At 72.8% G+C, this 18,311-nt stretch carries 17 protein-coding genes; 4 read left to right on the forward strand and 13 right to left on the reverse strand.

Translation table 11 applies throughout. The features are described from left to right. The first annotated feature begins 122 nt into the window (after positions 1-122). On the forward strand, positions 123-380 hold the full coding sequence (locus ACFC8N_RS20695; RefSeq protein WP_356022165.1) for a hypothetical protein: 258 nt from the start codon (positions 123-125) through the stop codon (positions 378-380). Here ACFC8N_RS20695 and ACFC8N_RS20700 read toward each other — a convergent pair. The 10 genes from ACFC8N_RS20700 to infC form a co-directional block, all read right to left on the reverse strand. After that, the gene (locus tag ACFC8N_RS20700; RefSeq protein WP_079173747.1) at positions 377-913 is read right to left on the reverse strand and encodes an NUDIX hydrolase; all 537 of its coding nucleotides are present in this window, start codon (positions 911-913) and stop codon (positions 377-379) included. The genes ACFC8N_RS20695 and ACFC8N_RS20700 overlap by 4 nt on opposite strands. 76 nt (positions 914-989) lie before the next feature. Beyond that, entirely contained in the window at positions 990-2,330 is a 1,341-nt protein-coding gene (locus ACFC8N_RS20705) for a transcriptional regulator (RefSeq protein WP_356022168.1), read from the reverse strand. A 101-nt stretch (positions 2,331-2,431) separates the two neighbouring features. After that, positions 2,432-3,502 carry a PP2C family protein-serine/threonine phosphatase gene (locus ACFC8N_RS20710; protein ID WP_356022170.1) on the reverse strand — a complete coding sequence of 357 codons (1,071 nt, stop codon included), beginning with the start codon at positions 3,500-3,502 and terminating at the stop codon, positions 2,432-2,434. A 168-nt stretch (positions 3,503-3,670) separates the two neighbouring features. Next, entirely contained in the window at positions 3,671-6,193 is a 2,523-nt protein-coding gene (pheT, locus tag ACFC8N_RS20715) for a phenylalanine--tRNA ligase subunit beta (RefSeq protein ID WP_356022172.1), read from the reverse strand. After that, complete coding sequence (pheS, locus tag ACFC8N_RS20720) at positions 6,193-7,314, reverse strand: phenylalanine--tRNA ligase subunit alpha (RefSeq protein WP_362819235.1); 1,122 nt, start codon at positions 7,312-7,314, stop codon at positions 6,193-6,195. Before pheS ends, pheT begins: the two co-directional genes overlap by 1 nt. A gap of 125 nt (positions 7,315-7,439) precedes the next feature. Next, positions 7,440-8,582 carry an ATP-binding protein gene (locus tag ACFC8N_RS20725; protein WP_356022176.1) on the reverse strand — a complete coding sequence of 381 codons (1,143 nt, stop codon included), beginning with the start codon at positions 8,580-8,582 and terminating at the stop codon, positions 7,440-7,442. A 50-nt stretch (positions 8,583-8,632) separates the two neighbouring features. Continuing rightward, positions 8,633-9,487 carry a TrmH family RNA methyltransferase gene (locus ACFC8N_RS20730; protein ID WP_376288965.1) on the reverse strand — a complete coding sequence of 285 codons (855 nt, stop codon included), beginning with the start codon at positions 9,485-9,487 and terminating at the stop codon, positions 8,633-8,635. 194 nt (positions 9,488-9,681) lie between these two features. Beyond that, complete coding sequence (rplT, locus tag ACFC8N_RS20735; RefSeq protein WP_071377579.1) at positions 9,682-10,065, reverse strand: 50S ribosomal protein L20; 384 nt, start codon at positions 10,063-10,065, stop codon at positions 9,682-9,684. Positions 10,066-10,170: 105 nt separating this feature from the next. Beyond that, complete coding sequence (gene rpmI, locus ACFC8N_RS20740) at positions 10,171-10,365, reverse strand: 50S ribosomal protein L35 (RefSeq protein WP_071377580.1); 195 nt, start codon at positions 10,363-10,365, stop codon at positions 10,171-10,173. Between the two features lie 112 nt (positions 10,366-10,477). Beyond that, on the reverse strand, positions 10,478-11,140 hold the full coding sequence (gene infC, locus ACFC8N_RS20745) for a translation initiation factor IF-3 (RefSeq protein ID WP_030654735.1): 663 nt from the start codon (positions 11,138-11,140) through the stop codon (positions 10,478-10,480). 374 nt (positions 11,141-11,514) lie between these two features. On the opposite strand from infC, the gene ACFC8N_RS20750 reads away from it, so the two are divergent. Beyond that, positions 11,515-11,871 (forward strand): DUF1844 domain-containing protein, encoded by a 357-nt coding sequence (locus ACFC8N_RS20750; protein WP_071377581.1) that lies wholly within the window; start codon positions 11,515-11,517, stop codon positions 11,869-11,871. 1 nt (position 11,872) lies between these two features. Here ACFC8N_RS20750 and ACFC8N_RS20755 read toward each other — a convergent pair whose 3' ends face one another. After that, positions 11,873-12,604 carry an SseB family protein gene (locus ACFC8N_RS20755; protein WP_356022182.1) on the reverse strand — a complete coding sequence of 244 codons (732 nt, stop codon included), beginning with the start codon at positions 12,602-12,604 and terminating at the stop codon, positions 11,873-11,875. A 132-nt stretch (positions 12,605-12,736) separates the two neighbouring features. Between ACFC8N_RS20755 and ACFC8N_RS20760 the strand changes: the two genes are divergently transcribed. Further along, the gene (locus tag ACFC8N_RS20760; RefSeq protein ID WP_376288966.1) at positions 12,737-13,684 is read left to right on the forward strand and encodes a serine hydrolase; all 948 of its coding nucleotides are present in this window, start codon (positions 12,737-12,739) and stop codon (positions 13,682-13,684) included. Positions 13,685-13,745: 61 nt separating this feature from the next. On the opposite strand, the gene mycP is transcribed toward ACFC8N_RS20760, so the two are convergent. Both mycP and ACFC8N_RS20770 read right to left on the reverse strand, forming a co-directional pair. Continuing rightward, positions 13,746-14,978 carry a type VII secretion-associated serine protease mycosin gene (mycP, locus tag ACFC8N_RS20765; RefSeq protein WP_356022187.1) on the reverse strand — a complete coding sequence of 411 codons (1,233 nt, stop codon included), beginning with the start codon at positions 14,976-14,978 and terminating at the stop codon, positions 13,746-13,748. Then, entirely contained in the window at positions 14,975-16,834 is a 1,860-nt protein-coding gene (locus ACFC8N_RS20770) for a hypothetical protein (protein ID WP_376288967.1), read from the reverse strand. The genes mycP and ACFC8N_RS20770 overlap by 4 nt, the downstream gene beginning before the upstream one ends. Positions 16,835-17,108: 274 nt before the next feature. On the opposite strand from ACFC8N_RS20770, the gene ACFC8N_RS20775 reads away from it, so the two are divergent. Further along, the gene (locus ACFC8N_RS20775) at positions 17,109-18,311 is read left to right on the forward strand and encodes an amino acid deaminase/aldolase (RefSeq protein WP_376288968.1); all 1,203 of its coding nucleotides are present in this window, start codon (positions 17,109-17,111) and stop codon (positions 18,309-18,311) included.

The following is an 18,311-nucleotide window of genomic DNA, read 5'->3' on the forward strand; positions in this document are numbered from 1 at the left end:
CGCACCGGGCACGCATATGCCCCTCGCGCACTCTCCCCTCACGCTCACCAGGCGAGTTCACTCTTCATGCGCATGCAATGGGATGCGGAACGGCATCTTCGACTACGCAAAGGAGTGGACCCGTGGCCACCGATCAAGAGCATCCCGTGGTCCAGGGAGAACTCGCAGAGTTACGTCGCCGCCTCGACGTGGCCTACGCACAGGTCGAGGGAGGACTGAACCTGCTCAGCCACCGCACGAAGGAGACGGCCAAGGAACTGGACGACCTGAACACCCGGCTCGCCTCACTGGAGCACGCCCGCTGGCCCCTGCCCTCGCTCGCCGCGCTCACCGCGCTGGGCGCCCTCGTCGTCACCGTCTGGCAGGCGCTGGCCCGCTAGCCGTCGGCGAGCCTGAGGTGGTGCAGCAGCAGTAACGCGGCCGCCATGTTGGCGGCCGGGACCTCCCCACGGGCGATCAGATCGGGGACGAGTTTGAGCGGCACCCACTCGCGCCGGTCGGACTCGAAGTCGTCCACGGGATGTCCGACGTACTCGCCCCGGTCGGACCAGTAGATGTGGTGCCGGGCGTCGGAGAGGCCGTTGGACGGCTCCACCGTCATGAGGTGGTGCAGGGGTCCCGGCCGCCAGCCGGTCTCCTCCTCCAGTTCTCTGGCGGCCGCTATGGCGATGTCCTCGCCGTCCTCGACGACACCCGCGGGCAGTTCCCAGCCCCAGCTGTCGGTGATGAAGCGGTGCCGCCACAGCAGCAGCACCTCGCCCGCCTCGTTGACGACCGTGGCCACGGCCACGGGCCGCAGCCGGATCAGGAAGTGGTCGAGATGCCGGCCGTCCGGCAGCTCGACGTCAGCGAGATTGACGCTGAACCAGCGATTCGCATACACAGTTTGTTCGTTCTGTTTCGTCCACTGCACGGTTCTGCCACCTTTCGATGAGTAAGTGGCAATATCGCAGCAGGGACGAGGTACCCACAGAGGGCGTGTGGAGGGCCTACAGCGGTACGCGCAGTGCCCCGTCGATGAGTTCGGCGGCCTCGGCGGTGCCGGCCGAGCCGCATCTCACCAGGTGCTCGCGTACCGCGCGCAGTCTGTCGCGCAGGCGCTGGGACTCCATTCCGCGCGCCTGCTCGGCCATCTGCACGGCGGTGGCGACCGCCTTGTCGGCCTGTCCCTGGCGCAGTTCGATCGTGCAGAGCATGGCGAGCCGGTGCACCCTTCCCCGGTCGTGGGCGGGATTGTCGACGGCCGCCACCGCGTGCTCGCGCGCGGCGGCGAGTTCACCGAGACTGAGGAGCGCCTCGGCCACCTGCACGTTGACCAGCCCCGGCTGCACATAGCCGGTCTCGTCGGGCTCGTACCCGCGCCGGATCCGGTCGGCGGCCGTCTCCGCGCGCCGGATGCACGCCAGGGCGCTGCCGGCGTCGCCGAGATGGGCGTACGCCTTGGCCTGCATCGCGTACAGGTCGGAGGCGAGCGCCGGGGTGATGTGCCGGCCGGCGGCCCGCAGCGCCGACTCCGCGAAGGCGACGGCCTGCCGGTACTCCCGCATGAACAGCGACTGGTTGACCAGCAGGGCTATCACATACGCCCCAAGTCCCCTGTCACCGCTGGCCTTTGCGAGCCTGAGCGCCTGATGGAAGTACCGCTGGGCGAGACCGTGCGCGTCGGAGTCGTACGCGCAGATCCCGGTGACGGCCACCAGACCGCCCGTGGCCCGGTGCAGTTGGCGGCCCGTGGCGTCGGTGTAGCTGCCGCGCAGCAGCGGCGCCGCCTCGGCGTTGAGGAAGCCGACGATCCGGGTGCGGGTCGCGATGCCGCCCGCCTTGCGGTACATCTGCTCGTAGTGGCTCCGCGCGGCCCGCAGCATCTCGATGTCGGCCGTGGTCACCCGGTGCCGGCCGCCCCGGGAGACGTCGACGTCCTCGGGCGGGTTCTCCCACTCCCACACCGGCATGACCGCCGGGGTCCCGGTGACGGCGGGGGCGCCCAGCACATGGGGCCGCTGCTGTTCGTCCGAGCGCCACAGGGCGGTCGCCCGCTCCACGAAGCCGGACAGCGACCCGGCGTGCGGGGTGCTCGGCTCGCCCGGCACCCCGAGGCCGATGTCGTCGAGGGTCACCGGGCGCTGGAGCCGCCCGGCCAGCACCTCGCAGATCAGGTCGGGCACCTGTCCGCGCGGCCGCTGCCCCTTCAACCAGCGCGCCACGGCGGTGTGTTCGTACCGGAGCACGAGGCCGCGTCTGCGGCCCGCCTGGTTGACGTGGGCGGCGAGCCCGGCGTGCGAGATCCCCGCCTCGTCCAGGATCGCGTCGAGCAGAGTGTTGGGCTGCATGGATGCCCCCCGAGTGGCCTGGTGCCATTCAGCGTAGTGTGTTCGGTTTCACACGGGGTGTGAACGGAACGCATGCATCCGCGCTGTACACGCGGTGTCGCTCAGCGTGGTCTACCGGTTGACTGGGGTCCCGGCCAAGCCACCGGCTCCCCCTCGAAAAGCGGCGGCTTGGCCGGGTCGACCGTCCCCGTGCGGGCAAGCGTGCCCCGCCTGCGGTCGTTCCGCAGGACCAGCAGGGCGATGTCGTCCGTCGGCCGCCCCGCCGTGTGGTGCAGGAGAGCCGTGAAGACCGAGCGCAGCACCGACTGAGGGGACACCGGGTGATCGTGCACGGCCTCCCGCAGCACGGTCGGCAGCGAGAAGAACCGCCCCCGGGCGTCCCGCGCCTCCTCCGCGCCGTCCGTGAAGAGGACGAGGGAGTCGTCCGGGAACAGGCGACCGCAGGAGTGCGATTCCAGTTCCGCCGGCAGCGGGAACAGGCCCAGCGGAGGCAGCGGGTCGACGCGCGTCAACTGGTCGACGTTCGTGCCGCTGACCCGATACGGCCAGGGATGGCCGCAGTTCAGGGCGCGCACGTCGCCGTCCCGGCCGATCTCCAGCAGCAGGAGGGTGACGAACTCCTCCGCGACCGGATGTCCGGCGCGGGCCCGCTCGCGCAGATGGCGGGCGAGGGCGCGGTCCAACCGGCGCAGTACACGGCCGAGTTCGGGCTCGTCGTGGGCCGCCTCGCGGAAGCTGCCGAGGACGGCGGCGACGGTGGCGAGGGCGGCCAGTCCGTGGCCTCGTACGTCGCCCATCACCACCCGCACCCCGTGCTCGGTGGCGACCGCCTCGTACAGATCCCCGCCGACACAGGCGCCCCGGTCGGCGGACAACTGGGCGGCGGCGACGTTCAGCCCGTCGAGGCGCGGGGGCGGCGGACGCAGTACGACACTCTGCGCCGCCCGCGCGACCCGGCGGGCCTGCCGCAGCTCCCGCAGCAGGGTGCGCCGGACATGGACGATGAGTCCGGTGCCGACGGCGAGGAAGACGGCGCTGGTGACGATGCGCGCACCGAGCCCGTCCTGCTGCGCGAGCGGGCAGCCGAACCGGTAGCCGACGGCCACACCGCCCCAGACCATGGGCAGTACGGCTCCCCGCGCGGTGGGTGCCCGTGCCTTCATACGGATCATGCCTCTGGATCCCCCATTAGTCCCTGACAAAGCAGACGGACCGACCCCGAAAGGCCGGTCCGATTCTGTCCAGGGCATGGTCCGGAAGGACCAGATCGCCGACGATTCCCACCCGAATGAGTGAGTCTGCGCAGGCCAACCCGCATTTATGCAGGGGCGGAAGGGGCGCTAGCCCCGCAACACCGCCCCGGTGCGCTCACCCGCCAGGGCAACCGCCGCATCCCGCGCGGCGGACGCCTCGTCCACGGTCAACGTACGGTCCCCGGCCCGGAAGCGGAGCGCGTACGCCAGCGACTTCCTGCCGTCGCCGAGCTGCTCGGCGTTCTCGTACACGTCGAACAGCCGGATGGACTCCAGCAGTTCGCCCGCGCCCTCGCGCAGCGCCGCCTCGACCTCCGCGGCCGGGACCGGCAGGTCGACGACCAGGGCGACGTCCTGTGTGGCGACCGGGAACGTGGAGATGCCCGGCGCCTGCGGGACACCGTCGCCGGCCGCCTCCAGGGCGTCCAGGTTCAGCTCCATCGCGCAGGTGCGCTCCGGCAGCCCCAGGGCCTTCAGCACACGCGGGTGCAGTTCGCCCGCGTGGCCCACGACCTGCTCCGTACCGTCGACGACGATCACCAGCTGGGCGCAGCGGCCGGGGTGCCACGGGCCGTACTGGCCCTTGCGGACCGTCAGTTCGGCACCGGCCTCACGGGCGACGGCGCGCGCCGCCTCCACCGCGTCGGCCCAGTCGGCCGGACGGCCCTTGCCCCACCAGCCGGCCTGCTCGCGCGCACCGGCGAGAACGGCGGCCACGTGCCGCGGCTGCTCGGGCAGCGCGGCGTTCAGCGCGGCGATCTCCTCGTCGGTCGGCCGCCGGTCGACGGGCAGATGGAAGGCGGCCCTCTGCTCCTCGCGCGGGTGGAAGACCAGACCGGTCTCGAACAGGGCGAGGTCGTGGCTGCCCCGGCCGGCGTTGCGGCGCAGCGCGCCGAGCAGGCCCGGCAGCAGCGTCGTACGGAGCGCGGGCTCCTCGTCGCTCAGCGGGTTGACCAGCCTGACGACGCGGCGGGCCGGGTCGTCGGAGTCCAGGCCGAGCTGGTCGAAGACCTGCTCGCCGACGAACGGGTAGTTCGGCGCCTCGACGTAGCCCGCGCCGGCCAGCGCGCGGCCGGCTCGGCGGTGCAGTCGCTGCCGGTGGGTCAGACCGCGCTGCGAGGGGAGCTTGGGGAGCGTGGAGGGCAGGTTCTCGTAGCCCTCCAGGCGGATGACCTCTTCGGCCAGGTCGTTCGGGTCGACCAGGTCGGGCCGCCAGGACGGGACGGTGACGATCAGCTCGTCCTGCCCGTACACGTCGCAGCCGACCTGCTGGAGGCGGCGTACGACGCTCTCGCGGCCGTAGTCGACGCCCGCGACCTTGTCGGGGTGGTTCGCCGGGACGGTGATGGTGTGCGGGGCCGAGGGCGCGATGATCTCGGTGACACCGGCCTCGGCCGTGCCGCCCGCGAGCAGGACCAGCAGGTCCACCGTGCGCTGCGCGGCGGCCGCGGCGGCCTGCGGGTCGACGCCGCGCTCGAAGCGGCGGGACGCCTCGGACAGCAGCTTCTGGCGGCGGGACGTACGGGCGATCGCGACGGCGTCGAAGTGGGCCGCCTCGATGACCACGTCGGTGGTGCCGTTGACGCCGTCCTCGGTGACCTCGTGGTCGGCGATCTCCGTGTTGGCGCCGCCCATGACACCGGCGAGGCCGATCGGGCCGCGGTCGTCGGTGATGACCAGGTCCTCGGCGTGCAGCGTGCGCTCGACGCCGTCGAGGGTGACGAGCTTCTCGCCCTCCTGGGCCCGGCGCACGCCGATGGTGCCCTGGACCAGGGACCGGTCGTAGGCGTGCAGCGGCTGGCCCAGCTCCATCATCACGTAGTTCGTGATGTCGACGGCGAGCGAGATCGGGCGCATGCCGACCTTCTGCAGCCGGCGCTGGAGCCAGATCGGGGAGCGGGCCTCGGGGCGCAGGCCGGTGACCGTGCGCGCGGTGAAGCGGTCGCAGCCGAACGGGTCGGTGACCTGGACCGGGTAGCCGTAGGCGTTCGGGGCCGGCACGTCGATCAGGGCCGGGTCGCGCAGCGGCAGGCCGTAGGCGATGGCGGCCTCGCGGGCGACGCCGCGGATGGACAGGCAGTCGCCGCGGTTGGCGGTGACGGCGATGTCCAGGACCTCGTCGACCAGCTCCAGCAGCTCGATGGCGTCCTTGCCGACCTCGGTCTCGGGCGGCAGCACGATGATGCCGTGGGTGCCGTCGTCGCCCATGCCCAGCTCGTCGGTGGAGCAGATCATGCCGTGGGACGTCTTGCCGTACGTCTTGCGGGCGGCGATGGAGAAGCCGCCGGGCAGGGTGGCGCCGGGCAGGACCACGACGACCTTGTCGCCGACCGCGAAGTTGCGGGCGCCGCAGACGATCTCCTGGGGCTCACCCGTGCCGTTGGCCTGGCCGACGTCGACGGTGCAGAAGCGGATCGGCTTCTTGAAGCCCTCCAGCTCCTCGATCGTCAGCACCTGGCCGACCACCAGCGGGCCCTTGAGGTCGGCGCCGAGCTGCTCGACGGTCTCGACCTCCAGGCCGGCCGAGACGAGCTTCTCCTGGACGTCGCGGCCGGATTCCGTCGCCGGCAGGTCGACGTACTCCCGCAGCCAAGAAAGCGGGACCCGCATCAGATCTCCATCCCGAACGGCCGGGTGAACCGGACGTCACCCTCGACCATGTCTCGCATGTCCTCGACGTTGTGGCGGAACATCAGCATCCGCTCGATGCCGAACCCGAAGGCGAAGCCGCTGTACTTCTCCGGGTCGACGCCGCAGGCGGTGAGCACCCGCGGGTTGACCATGCCGCAGCCGCCGAGCTCGATCCAGCCCTCGCTGGAGCAGGTGCGGCAGGGCCGGTCGGGGTTGCCGACGGACTCGCCCTTGCAGACGTAGCAGAGCATGTCCATCTCGGCGCTCGGCTCGGTGAAGGGGAAGAAGTTCGGCCGCAGCCGGGTCTTCATGCCCTCGCCGAACAGGGACTGGACCATGTGGTCCAGGGTCCCCTTGAGGTCGGCCATGGTCAGGCCCTCGTCCACGGCGAGCAGCTCGACCTGGTGGAAGACGGGCGTGTGCGTGGCGTCCAGCTCGTCGGTGCGGTAGACGCGGCCGGGACAGATCACGTAGACCGGCAGCTCGCGCTCCAGCAGGGAGCGGATCTGCACGGGCGAGGTGTGGGTGCGCAGGACGACGCCGGACTCGGTGCCGCCGTTTCGGCCCTGCACGAAGAACGTGTCCGCCTCGCCGCGGGCCGGGTGGTCCGGGCCGATGTTGAGGGCGTCGAAGTTGAACCACTCGGCCTCGACCTGCGGGCCCTCGGCGACCTCGTAGCCCATGGCCACGAAGATGTCCTCGATGCGCTCGGACAGCGTGGTCAGCGGGTGCCGGGCGCCGGCCGGGACGCGGTCGTACGGCAGCGTGACGTCGACCGACTCCTCCACGAGGACGCGGGCGTCGCGCTCGGCCTCCAGCTCGCTCTGGCGGCTCGCGAGGGCCTTGTTGACGGCGCCGCGGGCCATGCCCACGCGCTTGCCGGCCTCGGCCTTGGCGTGCGGGGGCAGGGCGCCGATCTCGCGGTTGGCGAGGGCCAGCGGGGAGGCCGGGCCGGTGTGGGCGACCTTTGCCTCGTGGAGCGCGTCGAGGGAGTCCGCGGCGGCGAAGGCGGCGAGCGCCTCGTCCCGCATGCGCTCGATCTCTTCCGGTTTCAACGCCTCGACCTCTACAGGGTCGTACGACTTATTCGGTGCCGACATCTCTTCCCGTGCTTCCGATTGGCTGGCGGATGGTCCCCGAGACCGTTGGTGGGCCGTGTGAAGGACACAAAGGTGCCAAAGGCCGAGTCTAACGGGGTGGAGGGGGACGAAGAGCCCGTGGGCCGTCAGGCGAGATACGCCGGGGCCGCCACGGGCAACGTAAATCGGAACTCGGCGCCACCGACGGAGGCGCGGCCGACCGTGATGGTGCCGCCGTGGGCCTCGACGATGCCCTTGACGATGTACAGCCCAAGACCCGTGCCGCCGCGCTTGCTGCCCCGCCAGAAGCGGGTGAAGACGCGGTTCATGGATGCCTCCGGGATGCCGGGACCTTCGTCGCTCACCGTGACCGACGTGCCGGTTTCCTCGCCGTCGCGCGGGGATGCGCAGGGCGTGACGTCAATGGTGACGGTTCCCTCGCCGTGCCGCACCGCATTTTCGATCAGGTTGCTCAGCACCTGGTCGACCTTGTCGGGGTCGGCCCACAGGGCGGGCAGCGGCTGTTCGATGCGGAGCAGGAAGCGGTCGGCGGGCTGGCCGGCGGCGACGTAGGCCTGGATGTGCCGGGAGACGGCGGCCCCGATGTCGACGGGCTGCCGGCGCACCTCCAGGCGCCCGCTGTCGATCCGCGAGATGTCCAGCAGCTCGGCGATGAGGCGGGTGACCCGGTCGGCGTCGGCGTCGACGGTCTCCAGCATCAGCCGCTTCTGGTCGTCGGTGAAGCGTTCCCACTTGGCGAGGAGGGTGGCCGTGAAGCCCTTCACGGAGGTCAGCGGGGAGCGCAGCTCGTGGGCGACGGTCGCTATCAGCTCGGCGTGGCTGCGCTCGGTGCGGCGGCGGGCCTCGGTGTCGCGCAGCGAGACGAGAACGCGGCGGACGGGCCCGAGGGGCTCGGCGCGGATGTAGCGGGCGGAGACGAGCACCTCCCGCCCGCCGGGCAGCAGCAGATTCCGCTCCGGCTGCCGCACCCGGATGGCCAGCCCGCCGTACGGGTCGGTGAGCTGCCACCACCGGCGCCCCTCCAGGTCCTCCAACGGCAGCGCCTTCTCCAGGGGCTGCCCGAGGGCGTCGGCGGCGCGTACGGCGGTGATCCGGCTGGCGGCGGTGTTGAAGCAGACCACGCGCCCGCGCTCATCGGCGATGACGAGGCCGTCGGGGAGCTGGTCGGGGTCGAGGCCCGCGGGATCGCCGCACCGGGACACGGCTGCCCGCCGCCCGTCCTGCCCCTCCGGTCCCCCCGGCGCGGTGCTCGTGCCGGCCACACTCATCCCCGTACCCCACCTCTCAGACGGCGCAGGGCCCCGAGTTCGTCACCCTACTAGCTCTCGGTGACGGAGCGGCACCCTCCGGAGGCGCGCTGTGCACGGGCCGACGCGTAGAGACATACGGCGGCGGCGGTGGCGAGGTTCAGGCTCTCGGCCTTTCCGTGGATGGGGACGCGGACGACGGCGTCGGCGAGGGCGCGGGTCTCCTCGGGCAGCCCCCAGGCCTCGTTCCCGAACACCCAGGCGGTCGGCCCGCCCATGGTCCCCTTGTCCAGCTCCTCGTCGAGGTCGCGGTCCCCGGCGCCGTCGGCGGCGAGGATGCGCACACCGGCGTCCGTCAGCCCGCGCACGGCCTGCTCGACGGGCACGCCGACGGCGACGGGCAGATGGAAGTGGGAGCCCACGGAGGCGCGTACGGCCTTGGGGTTGTACAGGTCGACGGAGGCGTCGGTGAGGATCACGGCCTCGGCCCCGGCGGCGTCGGCACAGCGCAGCACGGTCCCCGCGTTCCCCGGATCCCGCACATGGGCGAGCACGGCGACCAGCTTCGGCCGGGCGGCGAGGATGTCCTCGAACGGCGTGTCCAGGAAGCGGCACACGCCGACCAGCCCCTGCGGGGTCACGGTGGTGGAGATGTCGGCGATGACGTCCTCGGAGGCGAGGTGCACCCGGGCGCCCACGGTCCGCGCGGCGCCGATAATGTCGGCGTACCGCTCCGCGGCCTCGACGGTGGCGAACAGCTCGACGAGGGTCGGCTCACCCCCGGCCCGGTGCCCGGCCGCCTCCCTGACGGCCTGCGGCCCCTCCGCGAGAAACAGCCGGTCCTTCCCCCGAAAATTCCGCTTCGCCAACCGCCGGGCGGCGCTCACACGGGCGGACCGGGGGGAAATCAGCTCGGGGGTCGGCATTCCGTCCTTCACCTTCAGAAAGTCTCACTCTGGGGCGCCGCCGGGCTGCAGCATGCCCAGGGGCGCGGGGAACTGCGCGACAAGCCCCCACCGGCCCGCAGCCGAAAGAACCACACGCGGACCCCAACAACAGGACCCGCAAGCTGAACAGCTTGCGGGTCCTACAGTCACGTCGGCCTAAAGCCTGCGCAGCGTCACGCGGCCTTGGGCGCGTTGACGTCCGACGGCAGCGCCTTCTGCGCGACCTCGACGAGCGCCGCGAAGGCGTTCGCGTCGTTCACGGCCAGCTCGGCCAGGATCTTGCGGTCGACCTCGACGTTCGCGGCCTTCAGACCCTGGATGAAGCGGTTGTAGGTCATGCCGTTGGCGCGGACAGCGGCGTTGATGCGCTGGATCCACAGCTGACGGAAGTCGCCCTTGCGCTTCTTGCGGTCGTTGTAGTTGTAGACCAGCGAGTGGGTGACCTGCTCCTTGGCCTTGCGGTACAGGCGCGAACGCTGACCGCGGTAGCCGGAGGCCTGCTCGAGGATCGCCCGGCGCTTCTTGTGGGCGTTGACTGCCCGCTTGACGCGTGCCACTTGTTAACTCCTTGTAGCGGGGTCGTGGTGGTACTCACACGACCCGGAAACGACTGGGTCCCGGTCCTGACGTGCGGCGCTCAGTGGTGGCGAGCGCCGGTCACGTCACTTGCCGAGAAGCTTCTTGATCTTCGCGGTGTCGCCCGGGGCCATCTCGGCGTTGCCGGTGAGGCGACGCGTGACGCGGGAGGACTTGTGCTCAAGCAGGTGGCGCTTGCCGGCGCGCTCGCGCAGCACCTTGCCGGAGCCGGTGATCTTGAAGCGCTTGCTGGCACCGCTGTGCGACTTGTTCTTCGGCATAGCGCCGTTATCTCCTCGTCGGTGGCGCTCCGGTGCCCGGTCGCGAAACCGGGCACGGTGGAGCGTCGCTCTTCTCTGGGTTACATCCACTGGGGACTGCCGTCCCCCGGGATCACGCCTCGGCGGGCTCCTCGGAAGGTGCCTCAGCCTCGGCAGGGTTCTGCGACTTACCGGGGTTCGCCTTCGCCTCGGCCTTGCGGGCTTCCTGCGCCTGCCGGGCCTCGGCCATGGCCTCGGTCTTCTTCTTGTGCGGACCGAGGACCATGATCATGTTGCGGCCGTCCTGCTTCGGGTTCGACTCGACGAAACCGAGGTCCTGGACGTCCTCCGCGAGGCGCTGCAGCAGTCGGTAGCCCAGCTCGGGCCGGGACTGCTCGCGACCACGGAACATGATCGTGATCTTGACCTTGTCGCCCTGCTTGAGGAACCGGACGACGTGACCCTTCTTGGTGTCATAGTCGTGCGGGTCGATCTTCGGCCGGAGCTTCATCTCCTTGATGACCGTGTGCGCCTGGTTCTTGCGCGCCTCACGGGCCTTCATGGCCGACTCGTACTTGAACTTCCCGTAGTCCATGAGCTTGCACACGGGCGGACGGGCGTTCGCCGCGACCTCGACCAGGTCCAGGTCGTACTCCTGCGCAAGCTCCAGTGCCTTAGCGAGCGGGACAATGCCCACCTGCTCGCCACTGGGACCGACAAGTCGCACCTCGGGAACGCGAATCCGGTCGTTGATGCGGGGCTCGGCGCTGATGGATCCTCCTCGGTAGCACCACACGGTTGTCTGGCGGACAGCCGCGTATGTCTCTTTTCGTTAGACCTAACCGCGCCGAAGCAAAGAAAATGCCCCGGACGATCACAGGCGGGGCTCCACAACACAACCGGAGCACCGCCGCGATGCCGCGGGGCGCGATTCGGGCGACTCCATCGTCCGTACGGAACGATGGTGGCCGCCTGACCGGATGACCCGCCGTCCCGGAGGACGGTCAGGTGGGAGTTCGGAGCCTCCACTTGTGGGCCGGGAACTCTGCCATGGGGCAGGGCACGTCCGGCCGGTCGTCCACCAGGTTAGCAGGATCGCTTGACAAGGCCTAATCGGGAGCCCGTCATCCCGATGATCCCCGCGGTCACGGACCGCTTATCGTGTGGGGCATGAGTGAGACCCCTCCTGAGAACCCCGACTTCGACGCGATGACCCGGGACATCGCCGAGGTCCCCGCCGTCGAGGTGATCGTGACGGTCGCCGTCAACCTGATGAGCGCCGCCGCCGTGAAGCTCGGGCTGAGCGAGGAGGGCGAGAAGTACAAGGACCTGGACGAGGCCCGCAAGCTGATCACCGGTCTCGCCGGCCTGCTGGACGCGAGCGCGACCGAGATCAGCTCCTTCCACGCGGCCCCGCTGCGCGACGGCCTGAAGTCGCTCCAACTGGCCTTCCGCGAAGCCTCGGTCGTCCCGGACGAGCCGGGCCAGGGCCCGGGCGAGAAGTACACCGGCCCGGTCTACGGCTGAGCTATCCCTTTACGTACAAGGGCTCGCCCGGAGGCGTGCTCCCGGCCGGCAGCAGTGCCAGGTCGAGGCCGCGCACCAGGCGGGCCCTCAGCGTGTCGTCGGCGGCGAGACGGCCGGCGACCGCGCGGGCGGCCTCGGCCGGTGCCGCGGCCGGGTCGAGGACGAGGGCGAGGGTGCCGTCGGACTGTCCGGGGCCGAGGTGGGCGCGCAGCACGGCGGGCTCCGCCGCCACGGCCGTCCGCACGGCCTCCCGGACGGCCGGGTCGGCGAGCGGGTCGGTGCTGGTGCGGCCCTCGGCGAGGGCGAGCAGCGCGGGCCCGGTCAGCTCGAACGGCACCGGTCCGGCGAGGTCCAGCACGACGGTGTCGGCGTTCTCGTGCGCGGCGGCCTGGAGCGCCTGGTGCAGGGGTACGGCGACGGGGCGGGCCGCGGGGTCCCAGCGGGCGAGGGAGTCGGTGGAGGTGAAGGCGGGCAGCGCGGTGCGCCCGCCGGCCTTCAGGGTGGGTACGGCCATGTCGCTGGTCTTCTCGCGGCGCAGGCCGTTCTCGTCCTCCTCGACCTCGCCGAGCACGGCGACGACCGGGACGAGCAGGCGGGCGCCCTTCAGGGCCTCCAGGACGGGCCCGAGCGCGCTGCGGTCCTCGGCCCAGGCGGCGAGCGCGGCGCTCAGCCGCGGGTCGGCGGAGCCGTCGTCGTCGGAGAAGCCGGGGTCGGGAATGTTCTTGTTCGCCACGGTCACCGACCCTATCGGGGGGACGCCGCCGGGCCGGTGCGGGGCCGCTTTCACGGGAATCCCAGGTTGCGCTGACCGTCGTCTCATCCCGGTCCGACGGGGCGCACAGTCCGCGCCCCGAGCATCGCCGCCATGGAGTCCCCCAAAGCCCGCCATGGCCGTCGTGCGCGCCCGTCCCGGCGCCGTCCGCTGCCGCACACCGTGCTCGCGGTGGTGGCCGTCGTCGGGGTCACGGCCGCGGGCACGGCGTACGTGAAGGCGCGGGCGCACCCGGGGGCGGCGGCCGTATCGTCGGCGGCGACGGCCCCGGCGTCCTCCTCGGCCGGGGCGAGCGAGGAGGCATCGGTGACGAAGGCGGCGGTGGACCGGGACGCACGGCTGAGCGAGGCGATGGCGGCGGTGAGCGTGCCCTCGGGTGCCGAGGTCTCGGCGGCCGTGCTGGCGGTGGACTCCGGGGAGAGCGCCGGATACGGCGAGGCGGCCTTCGACACGGCGAGCATCGTCAAGGTCGACATCCTGGCCGCGCTGCTGCTCCAGGCGCAGGACGCGGGCCGACGGCTGACGGCGACGGAGCGGGCGTACGCGGCGAAGATGATCGGGAACAGCGACAACGCGTCCGCGACGGAGCTGTGGCACTCGATCGGCCGGGCGGACGGCCTGGACGCGGCCAACCGGCGCTTCGGGCTGACGGGCACCTCCGGCGGCGACGGCGAACTGTGGGGACTGACCCAGACCACGGCGGCGGACCAACTCACCCTGCTCCAGCAGGTGTTCGGCGGTGACGGGCAGCTGAGCGCGGCCTCCCGGGCGTACGTCCAGGGCCTGATGGCGTCGGTCGAGGCCGACCAGCGGTGGGGGGTGTCGGCCGCCGACGACGACAACTCCTGTCCGCTGAAGAACGGTTGGCTGGCCCGCAGTGCGACCGGCCTGTGGGACGTGAACAGCATCGGACGGGTGACGGTGGACGGCACCGGCTATCTGGTGGCGGTGCTGTCGAAGGGCACCGGGACCCGGGCGGAGGGCATCGCGCTGGTCGAGGCGGCGGCGCGGGCGGCGGTGTCGGCGTTCGCCGGCAAGTGATCTCGGCCTCAGAGTCAAGAGGCCCGGAATTCAGGGCACTTGACGTTTTCCCCCGACGCCCTCAGGCCGTCCGCCTGCGCCCCAGCCACAGGACCACGACGCCCGCCACCAGCAGCACCCCGCCGGTGCTGCCGGCCAGCGGTCCCGCCCAGTCGGCGGCCGAGGAGGTGGCCTTGGGGGCGTCCGGGCCGGCCCCGAAGTACTTCTTGCCGTAGGCCGTCACGCGCAGGCTCTCGGGCTGGATCCGGTCCGCCGCCTTCAGCGCGGCGGCCGGGTCGATCATGCCGAAGCCGCGGGAGTCGTCGCGGCCGCCGACCGGCGCGTCCTCGGCGGTGTCCTCCAGGAGCTTCTTGATCTGGGCCGGGGCCAGATCGGGGTGGGCGGCCTTGATCAGGGCCGCGGCGCCGGAGACGAACGCGGAGGCGGCCGAAGTGCCCCAGCCCTCGTAGTACTTGTGGTCGGGGTCGGCGATGACCACGTTCACGCCGGGGGCGCTGACCGCGGCGTACCAGCGGCGGGTGGAGAAGGCGGCGCGGGTGCCGTAGCGGTCGACGGCGGTCGCGACGATGACGCCGGGGTAGGCGGCCGGGTAGGAGATGTGGTCGCCCTTCTCGCCGCCGTTGCCCGCGGAGGCGACGACGACCACGCCCTTCTTCAGGGCGTACTGCACGGCCTCGTCCTCGCTCGGTTCGGGGTGCGCGGAGTTCGAGTCGTCGCCGAGGGAGAGGTTGATGACGTCGGCGCCGTGGTCGGCGGCCCAGCGGATGCCGTCGGCGAGGGCGTTGCCCCGGGTGGTGCGGGCCTTGGTGCGGGCGGGGTCGCCGTCCTCCAGGATCACCCGGACGGGCAGGATCTTCGCCTCGGGGGCGACGCCCATGACGCCGGCGGAATCGCCGGGTCCGTGTCCGTGCCCGGCGATGATGCCGGCCATGGCGGTGCCGTGCCGGGCCCAGGTGCGGTCGCCCTGCCTGGCGCCGAAGCCGATCATGTCCTGGCCGGGCAGGACGTTGCCGACGAGGTCGGGGTGGTCGGCCTCGACGCCGGTGTCCAGGACGGCGACGGTGACGCCCTTGCCCTTGGTGGTCTGCCAGGCCTCGTCCAGGTGCAGGGCGTCGAGGCCCCACTGCTGGGCGCGGATGCCGTCGGCGTGGGCCGCGCCGGCCGGCAGCACGGCGAGGGCGCCGGCGAGCAGCAGGCTCACGGCGGCCGCGGCGGGGGGCGCGGCGCGGCGGGCGCGTATCGGGCGCCGCGCGGAGGTTCCCGATCGACTCGTGCCGAGGGTCGAGCGCCTCATGAAGGGTTCTCCGTGGCCGTGCCGATGTGCTGGCGCAGGCGGCGTTCGATGCGGTCGGCCAGGCCCTGGGCCTCGTTGCCGAGACCGGCCTGGGCGGGTGCGGTGGTGGCGGTGGGGCTGACGGCGTCGGCGGCGGGCTGGGGCGCGTCGGCCGCACGGCCGTCGGCCCAGCCGGAGACGGCGTAGGCGACGACGGGGGCGTAGGTGAGGACGGAGACGGTCCAGGAGGCGCGCTGCTTGTCGCCGAAGCCGGCCGCGAGGGTGCCCGCGGCGGCGTACGGCCGGGGCAGCAGGTCGGTGCGCCGGTCCAGGTGCTCGGTGCGGAAGCGGGCGGCGAGCGCGGACATGGCGGCGGGGTCGGCGCCGGTGAAGAGCAGGCCGACGGTGGTGACGTAGCTCTGTGTGGCGTCGGTGTAGGTGGCGCGCAGCAGCCGGCGGCAGCCGACCGGGGCGAGGACCTTCTGGAGCAGCGGGTCGAAGGCGTGGGCGCAGCCGCTGTCCGGGGCCACGGCGATCCTGGTCCAGGTGCGGTCGGCGCCGCCGGGTCCGGCCCCGGTGCCCTGGACGGTGGTCGGGAACAGCTGGTCGACGGGCACGTTGTGCCAGAGCGCGGCGGTGGTGGTGAAGTGGTCGGCGGCGGTGTCGCTCCCGCCGTCGCCGGTGAGCCAACTCCCGGCCGCGGCACCGCCGATGAGGCCGAGCCCGAGCACGAGACAGGTGGCGGCGACGGCCGTGCGCCGGCCCGCCCGGAGCCGGGACGGCTCGCTGAAGGCCTCGGGCCGCCCGAACGACACGACGGGGCGCGCGGCCGCGCCGGCGCTCCAGGACAGCGCCGGGTCAGGTACGGCGACGGGCGGGAGCGGACCGGCGGGGTGGGCGGGCTCCAGGGGGCTCCAGCCGCCCGTCGTACCGGAACCGGCCCCGGTACGGCGCGCACCGGCCGCTGCGGCGGACGCGGACGCCTGCGCGGGCGCGGAGGCGGCTCCGGCGCGCGGCGGCTTCGGGGAACCGGGGACCGGCGCGGGAATCGGCCGGAGCCGGGTCGTGGTCTCCGCCGCCGTGGGTTCCGGGGCCTTGGGGTCCTTGGGGTCCGGAGCCGTCGGTCCCGGAGCCGTGGGTCCCCGTCCCGGTGCCGTGGGTTCGGACGCGGGTACGGGGCGGAGCCGGGTCGTCGTCTCCGACGCGGTCTCGGCGGGGGCCACCGGCCGACGGGACCCCTGGCCGGTCTGTCCGGTCTGTCCGGGCCGCTGGCGGCCCTGGCGCCCCGGGCGCGGCGGCGCGTCGGGGAACCGGGCCGAGGCGGGCGGTGGCGGCGGGCTCACGGGATCGGCGCCCTCGGGCACGACCGGCTTCGCCCCGGCGCCGGTGGTCTGCTCCTCGCGCGCGAAGTCACCGCCGGACGGCCGGCCGGCGCGCGGTGTGAAGACGGACGGCTCGTCGTCGGGGTCGTCGGCCGGAGCGCTGTCGGCCGGGCGGCCGAGTGCGGCCGACGGGCGCGCCGGGGTCTGCGGCCGGGCCGGGCCGGCGGGGCGGGGTGCGCCGGCGGACCCCGCCGGACGGGTCGTGGCCGCCGGACGCGGCGGAGCCGGGGCCCCTCCCGGCGTTCCCGCACCCGGCGGGCGCGGCGGGTGCGAGGGGACGGGCGGCGCGGCCGGACTCGCCGCGGAGGACGACCGCGGCGACGTGAACGCGCCCTGCGGGCTCGGCGCGGCGGAAGGCCGCGGCGGCGCGGAAGGTGCCGGCGCGCCGGGCAGTGCCTGCGGGGAAGCGGGAGCGGACAGGCCCTGCGGAGAGGAGTGACCGGGCGGGGTCGACGGTCGTGGCGGCACCGGGGCGCGGCGCGCTTCCGTGCTCATGCACCCCCCGTTTCCTCGTGCCCGGGCCGTCGTCGCGTACGCGGGCCGTTCCACTCCTCGGCCGCACCCGGTGCGCACAGCTCCGTCCGGGCACGCATACCCGTACGGCTGGACCGGCATCCCGGTTCAGGTGAAACGGCCGGGCGTGTTCCGCCGTACGTGCGCGTCACTCTACGGGTTGTCCCTGAGAGAAGGAGAACCAGTACACGCGCCGGGGGCATCTGCCCGGAACGTCCCCCTACCCTGCGGTAATCCTGTCTGGCAGGCTTCCGTCATGACTGCGCTCGCCGCTGACCGGGCCCGTTACGACCGGGCCACCGCCCATCTCGACGCCCCCCTCGCGATCGTGGACCTGGACGCCTTCGACGCCAACGCGGAGGATCTGGTCCGCCGGGCCGCCGGGAAGCCGGTCCGGGTCGCCAGCAAGTCGGTTCGCTGCCGGGCCCTGCTCGAACGGGTCCTGGCCAGGGACGGCTTCCGGGGCATCATGTCGTTCACCCTGGCCGAGTCGCTGTGGCTCGCGCGCTCCGGGTTCGACGACATCCTGCTGGCGTATCCCTCCGCCGACCGGACCGGCTTCGCCGAACTCGCCGCCGATCCCAAGCTCGCCGGTGCCGTCACCGTGATGGTGGACGACGTCGCCCAGCTCGACCTCATCGACGCCGCCCGGGACGGGGGGCGTGCAGTGGTCCGGGTCTGCCTGGAGTTGGACACCTCGCTGAAGCTGCTGGGCGGCCGGGTGCGGATCGGCGCCCGGCGCTCTCCGCTGCGCTCCCCCGGCCAACTCGCCGACCTGGCCCGGTCGGTGGCCCGGCGGCCGGGGTTCCGGCTGGTGGGGATCATGGCGTACGAGGGTCACATCGCCGGGGTCGGCGACTCCCTGGCCGGACGGCCGCTGCGGTCCCGCGCCGTGCGGCTGATGCAGGCGGCGGCCCGCCGGGAACTGGCCGAGCGCCGGGCCGCGGTCGTACGCGCGGTACGGGCCGTCGTGCCCGGTCTGGAGTTCGTCAACGGCGGCGGCACGGGCAGTGTGCAGCACACCGCGGCCGAGGACGCCGTGACCGAGATAGCGGCCGGTTCGGGGCTGTACGTGCCGCGGCTCTTCGACAACTACACGTCGTTCACCGGCCGTCCGGCCGCCCTGTTCGCCCAGCCCGTCGTGCGGCGGCCGGGCGTCGGGGTCGTCACCGTGCTCGGCGGCGGCTACCCCGCCTCGGGCGCCGCGGGCCGCGACCGGCTGCCGGTGCCGTATCTGCCGGAGGGGCTGGTGTACGACCCGCAGGAGGGCCCCGGTGAGGTGCAGACCCCGCTGCTCGGCTCGCCCGCCGACGATCTGCTCATCGGCGACAAGGTGTGGTTCCGGCACGCCAAGGCGGGCGAGCTGTGCGAGCGGTTCGCGGCCCTGCAGCTGATCGAGGGGGACACGGTCACGGCGACCGTGCCCACCTACCGGGGCGAAGGGCACACCTTCCTCTGA

Origin of the sequence: Streptomyces sp. NPDC055966 (genome assembly GCF_042269865.1) — a bacterium.
Classification (GTDB): domain Bacteria; phylum Actinomycetota; class Actinomycetes; order Streptomycetales; family Streptomycetaceae; genus Streptomyces.

Bases quoted from the DNA above. Each gene is read 5' to 3' on its own strand.
- pheS (WP_362819235.1), bottom strand. From the start codon at position 7,314: ATGTCGGCACCGAATAAGTCGTACGACCCTGTAGAGGTCGAGGCGTTG.
- ACFC8N_RS20750 (WP_071377581.1), top strand. From the start codon at position 11,515: ATGAGTGAGACCCCTCCTGAGAACCCCGACTTCGACGCGATGACCCGG.
- ACFC8N_RS20730 (WP_376288965.1), bottom strand. From the start codon at position 9,487: ATGCCGACCCCCGAGCTGATTTCCCCCCGGTCCGCCCGTGTGAGCGCC.
- ACFC8N_RS20770 (WP_376288967.1), bottom strand. From the start codon at position 16,834: ATGAGCACGGAAGCGCGCCGCGCCCCGGTGCCGCCACGACCGTCGACC.
- mycP (WP_356022187.1), bottom strand. From the start codon at position 14,978: ATGAGGCGCTCGACCCTCGGCACGAGTCGATCGGGAACCTCCGCGCGG.
- pheT (WP_356022172.1), bottom strand. From the start codon at position 6,193: ATGCGGGTCCCGCTTTCTTGGCTGCGGGAGTACGTCGACCTGCCGGCG.
- ACFC8N_RS20725 (WP_356022176.1), bottom strand. From the start codon at position 8,582: ATGAGTGTGGCCGGCACGAGCACCGCGCCGGGGGGACCGGAGGGGCAG.
- ACFC8N_RS20760 (WP_376288966.1), top strand. From the start codon at position 12,737: ATGGAGTCCCCCAAAGCCCGCCATGGCCGTCGTGCGCGCCCGTCCCGG.
- ACFC8N_RS20775 (WP_376288968.1), top strand. From the start codon at position 17,109: ATGACTGCGCTCGCCGCTGACCGGGCCCGTTACGACCGGGCCACCGCC.
- ACFC8N_RS20705 (WP_356022168.1), bottom strand. From the start codon at position 2,330: ATGCAGCCCAACACTCTGCTCGACGCGATCCTGGACGAGGCGGGGATC.
- ACFC8N_RS20710 (WP_356022170.1), bottom strand. From the start codon at position 3,502: ATGATCCGTATGAAGGCACGGGCACCCACCGCGCGGGGAGCCGTACTG.
- rpmI (WP_071377580.1), bottom strand. From the start codon at position 10,365: ATGCCGAAGAACAAGTCGCACAGCGGTGCCAGCAAGCGCTTCAAGATC.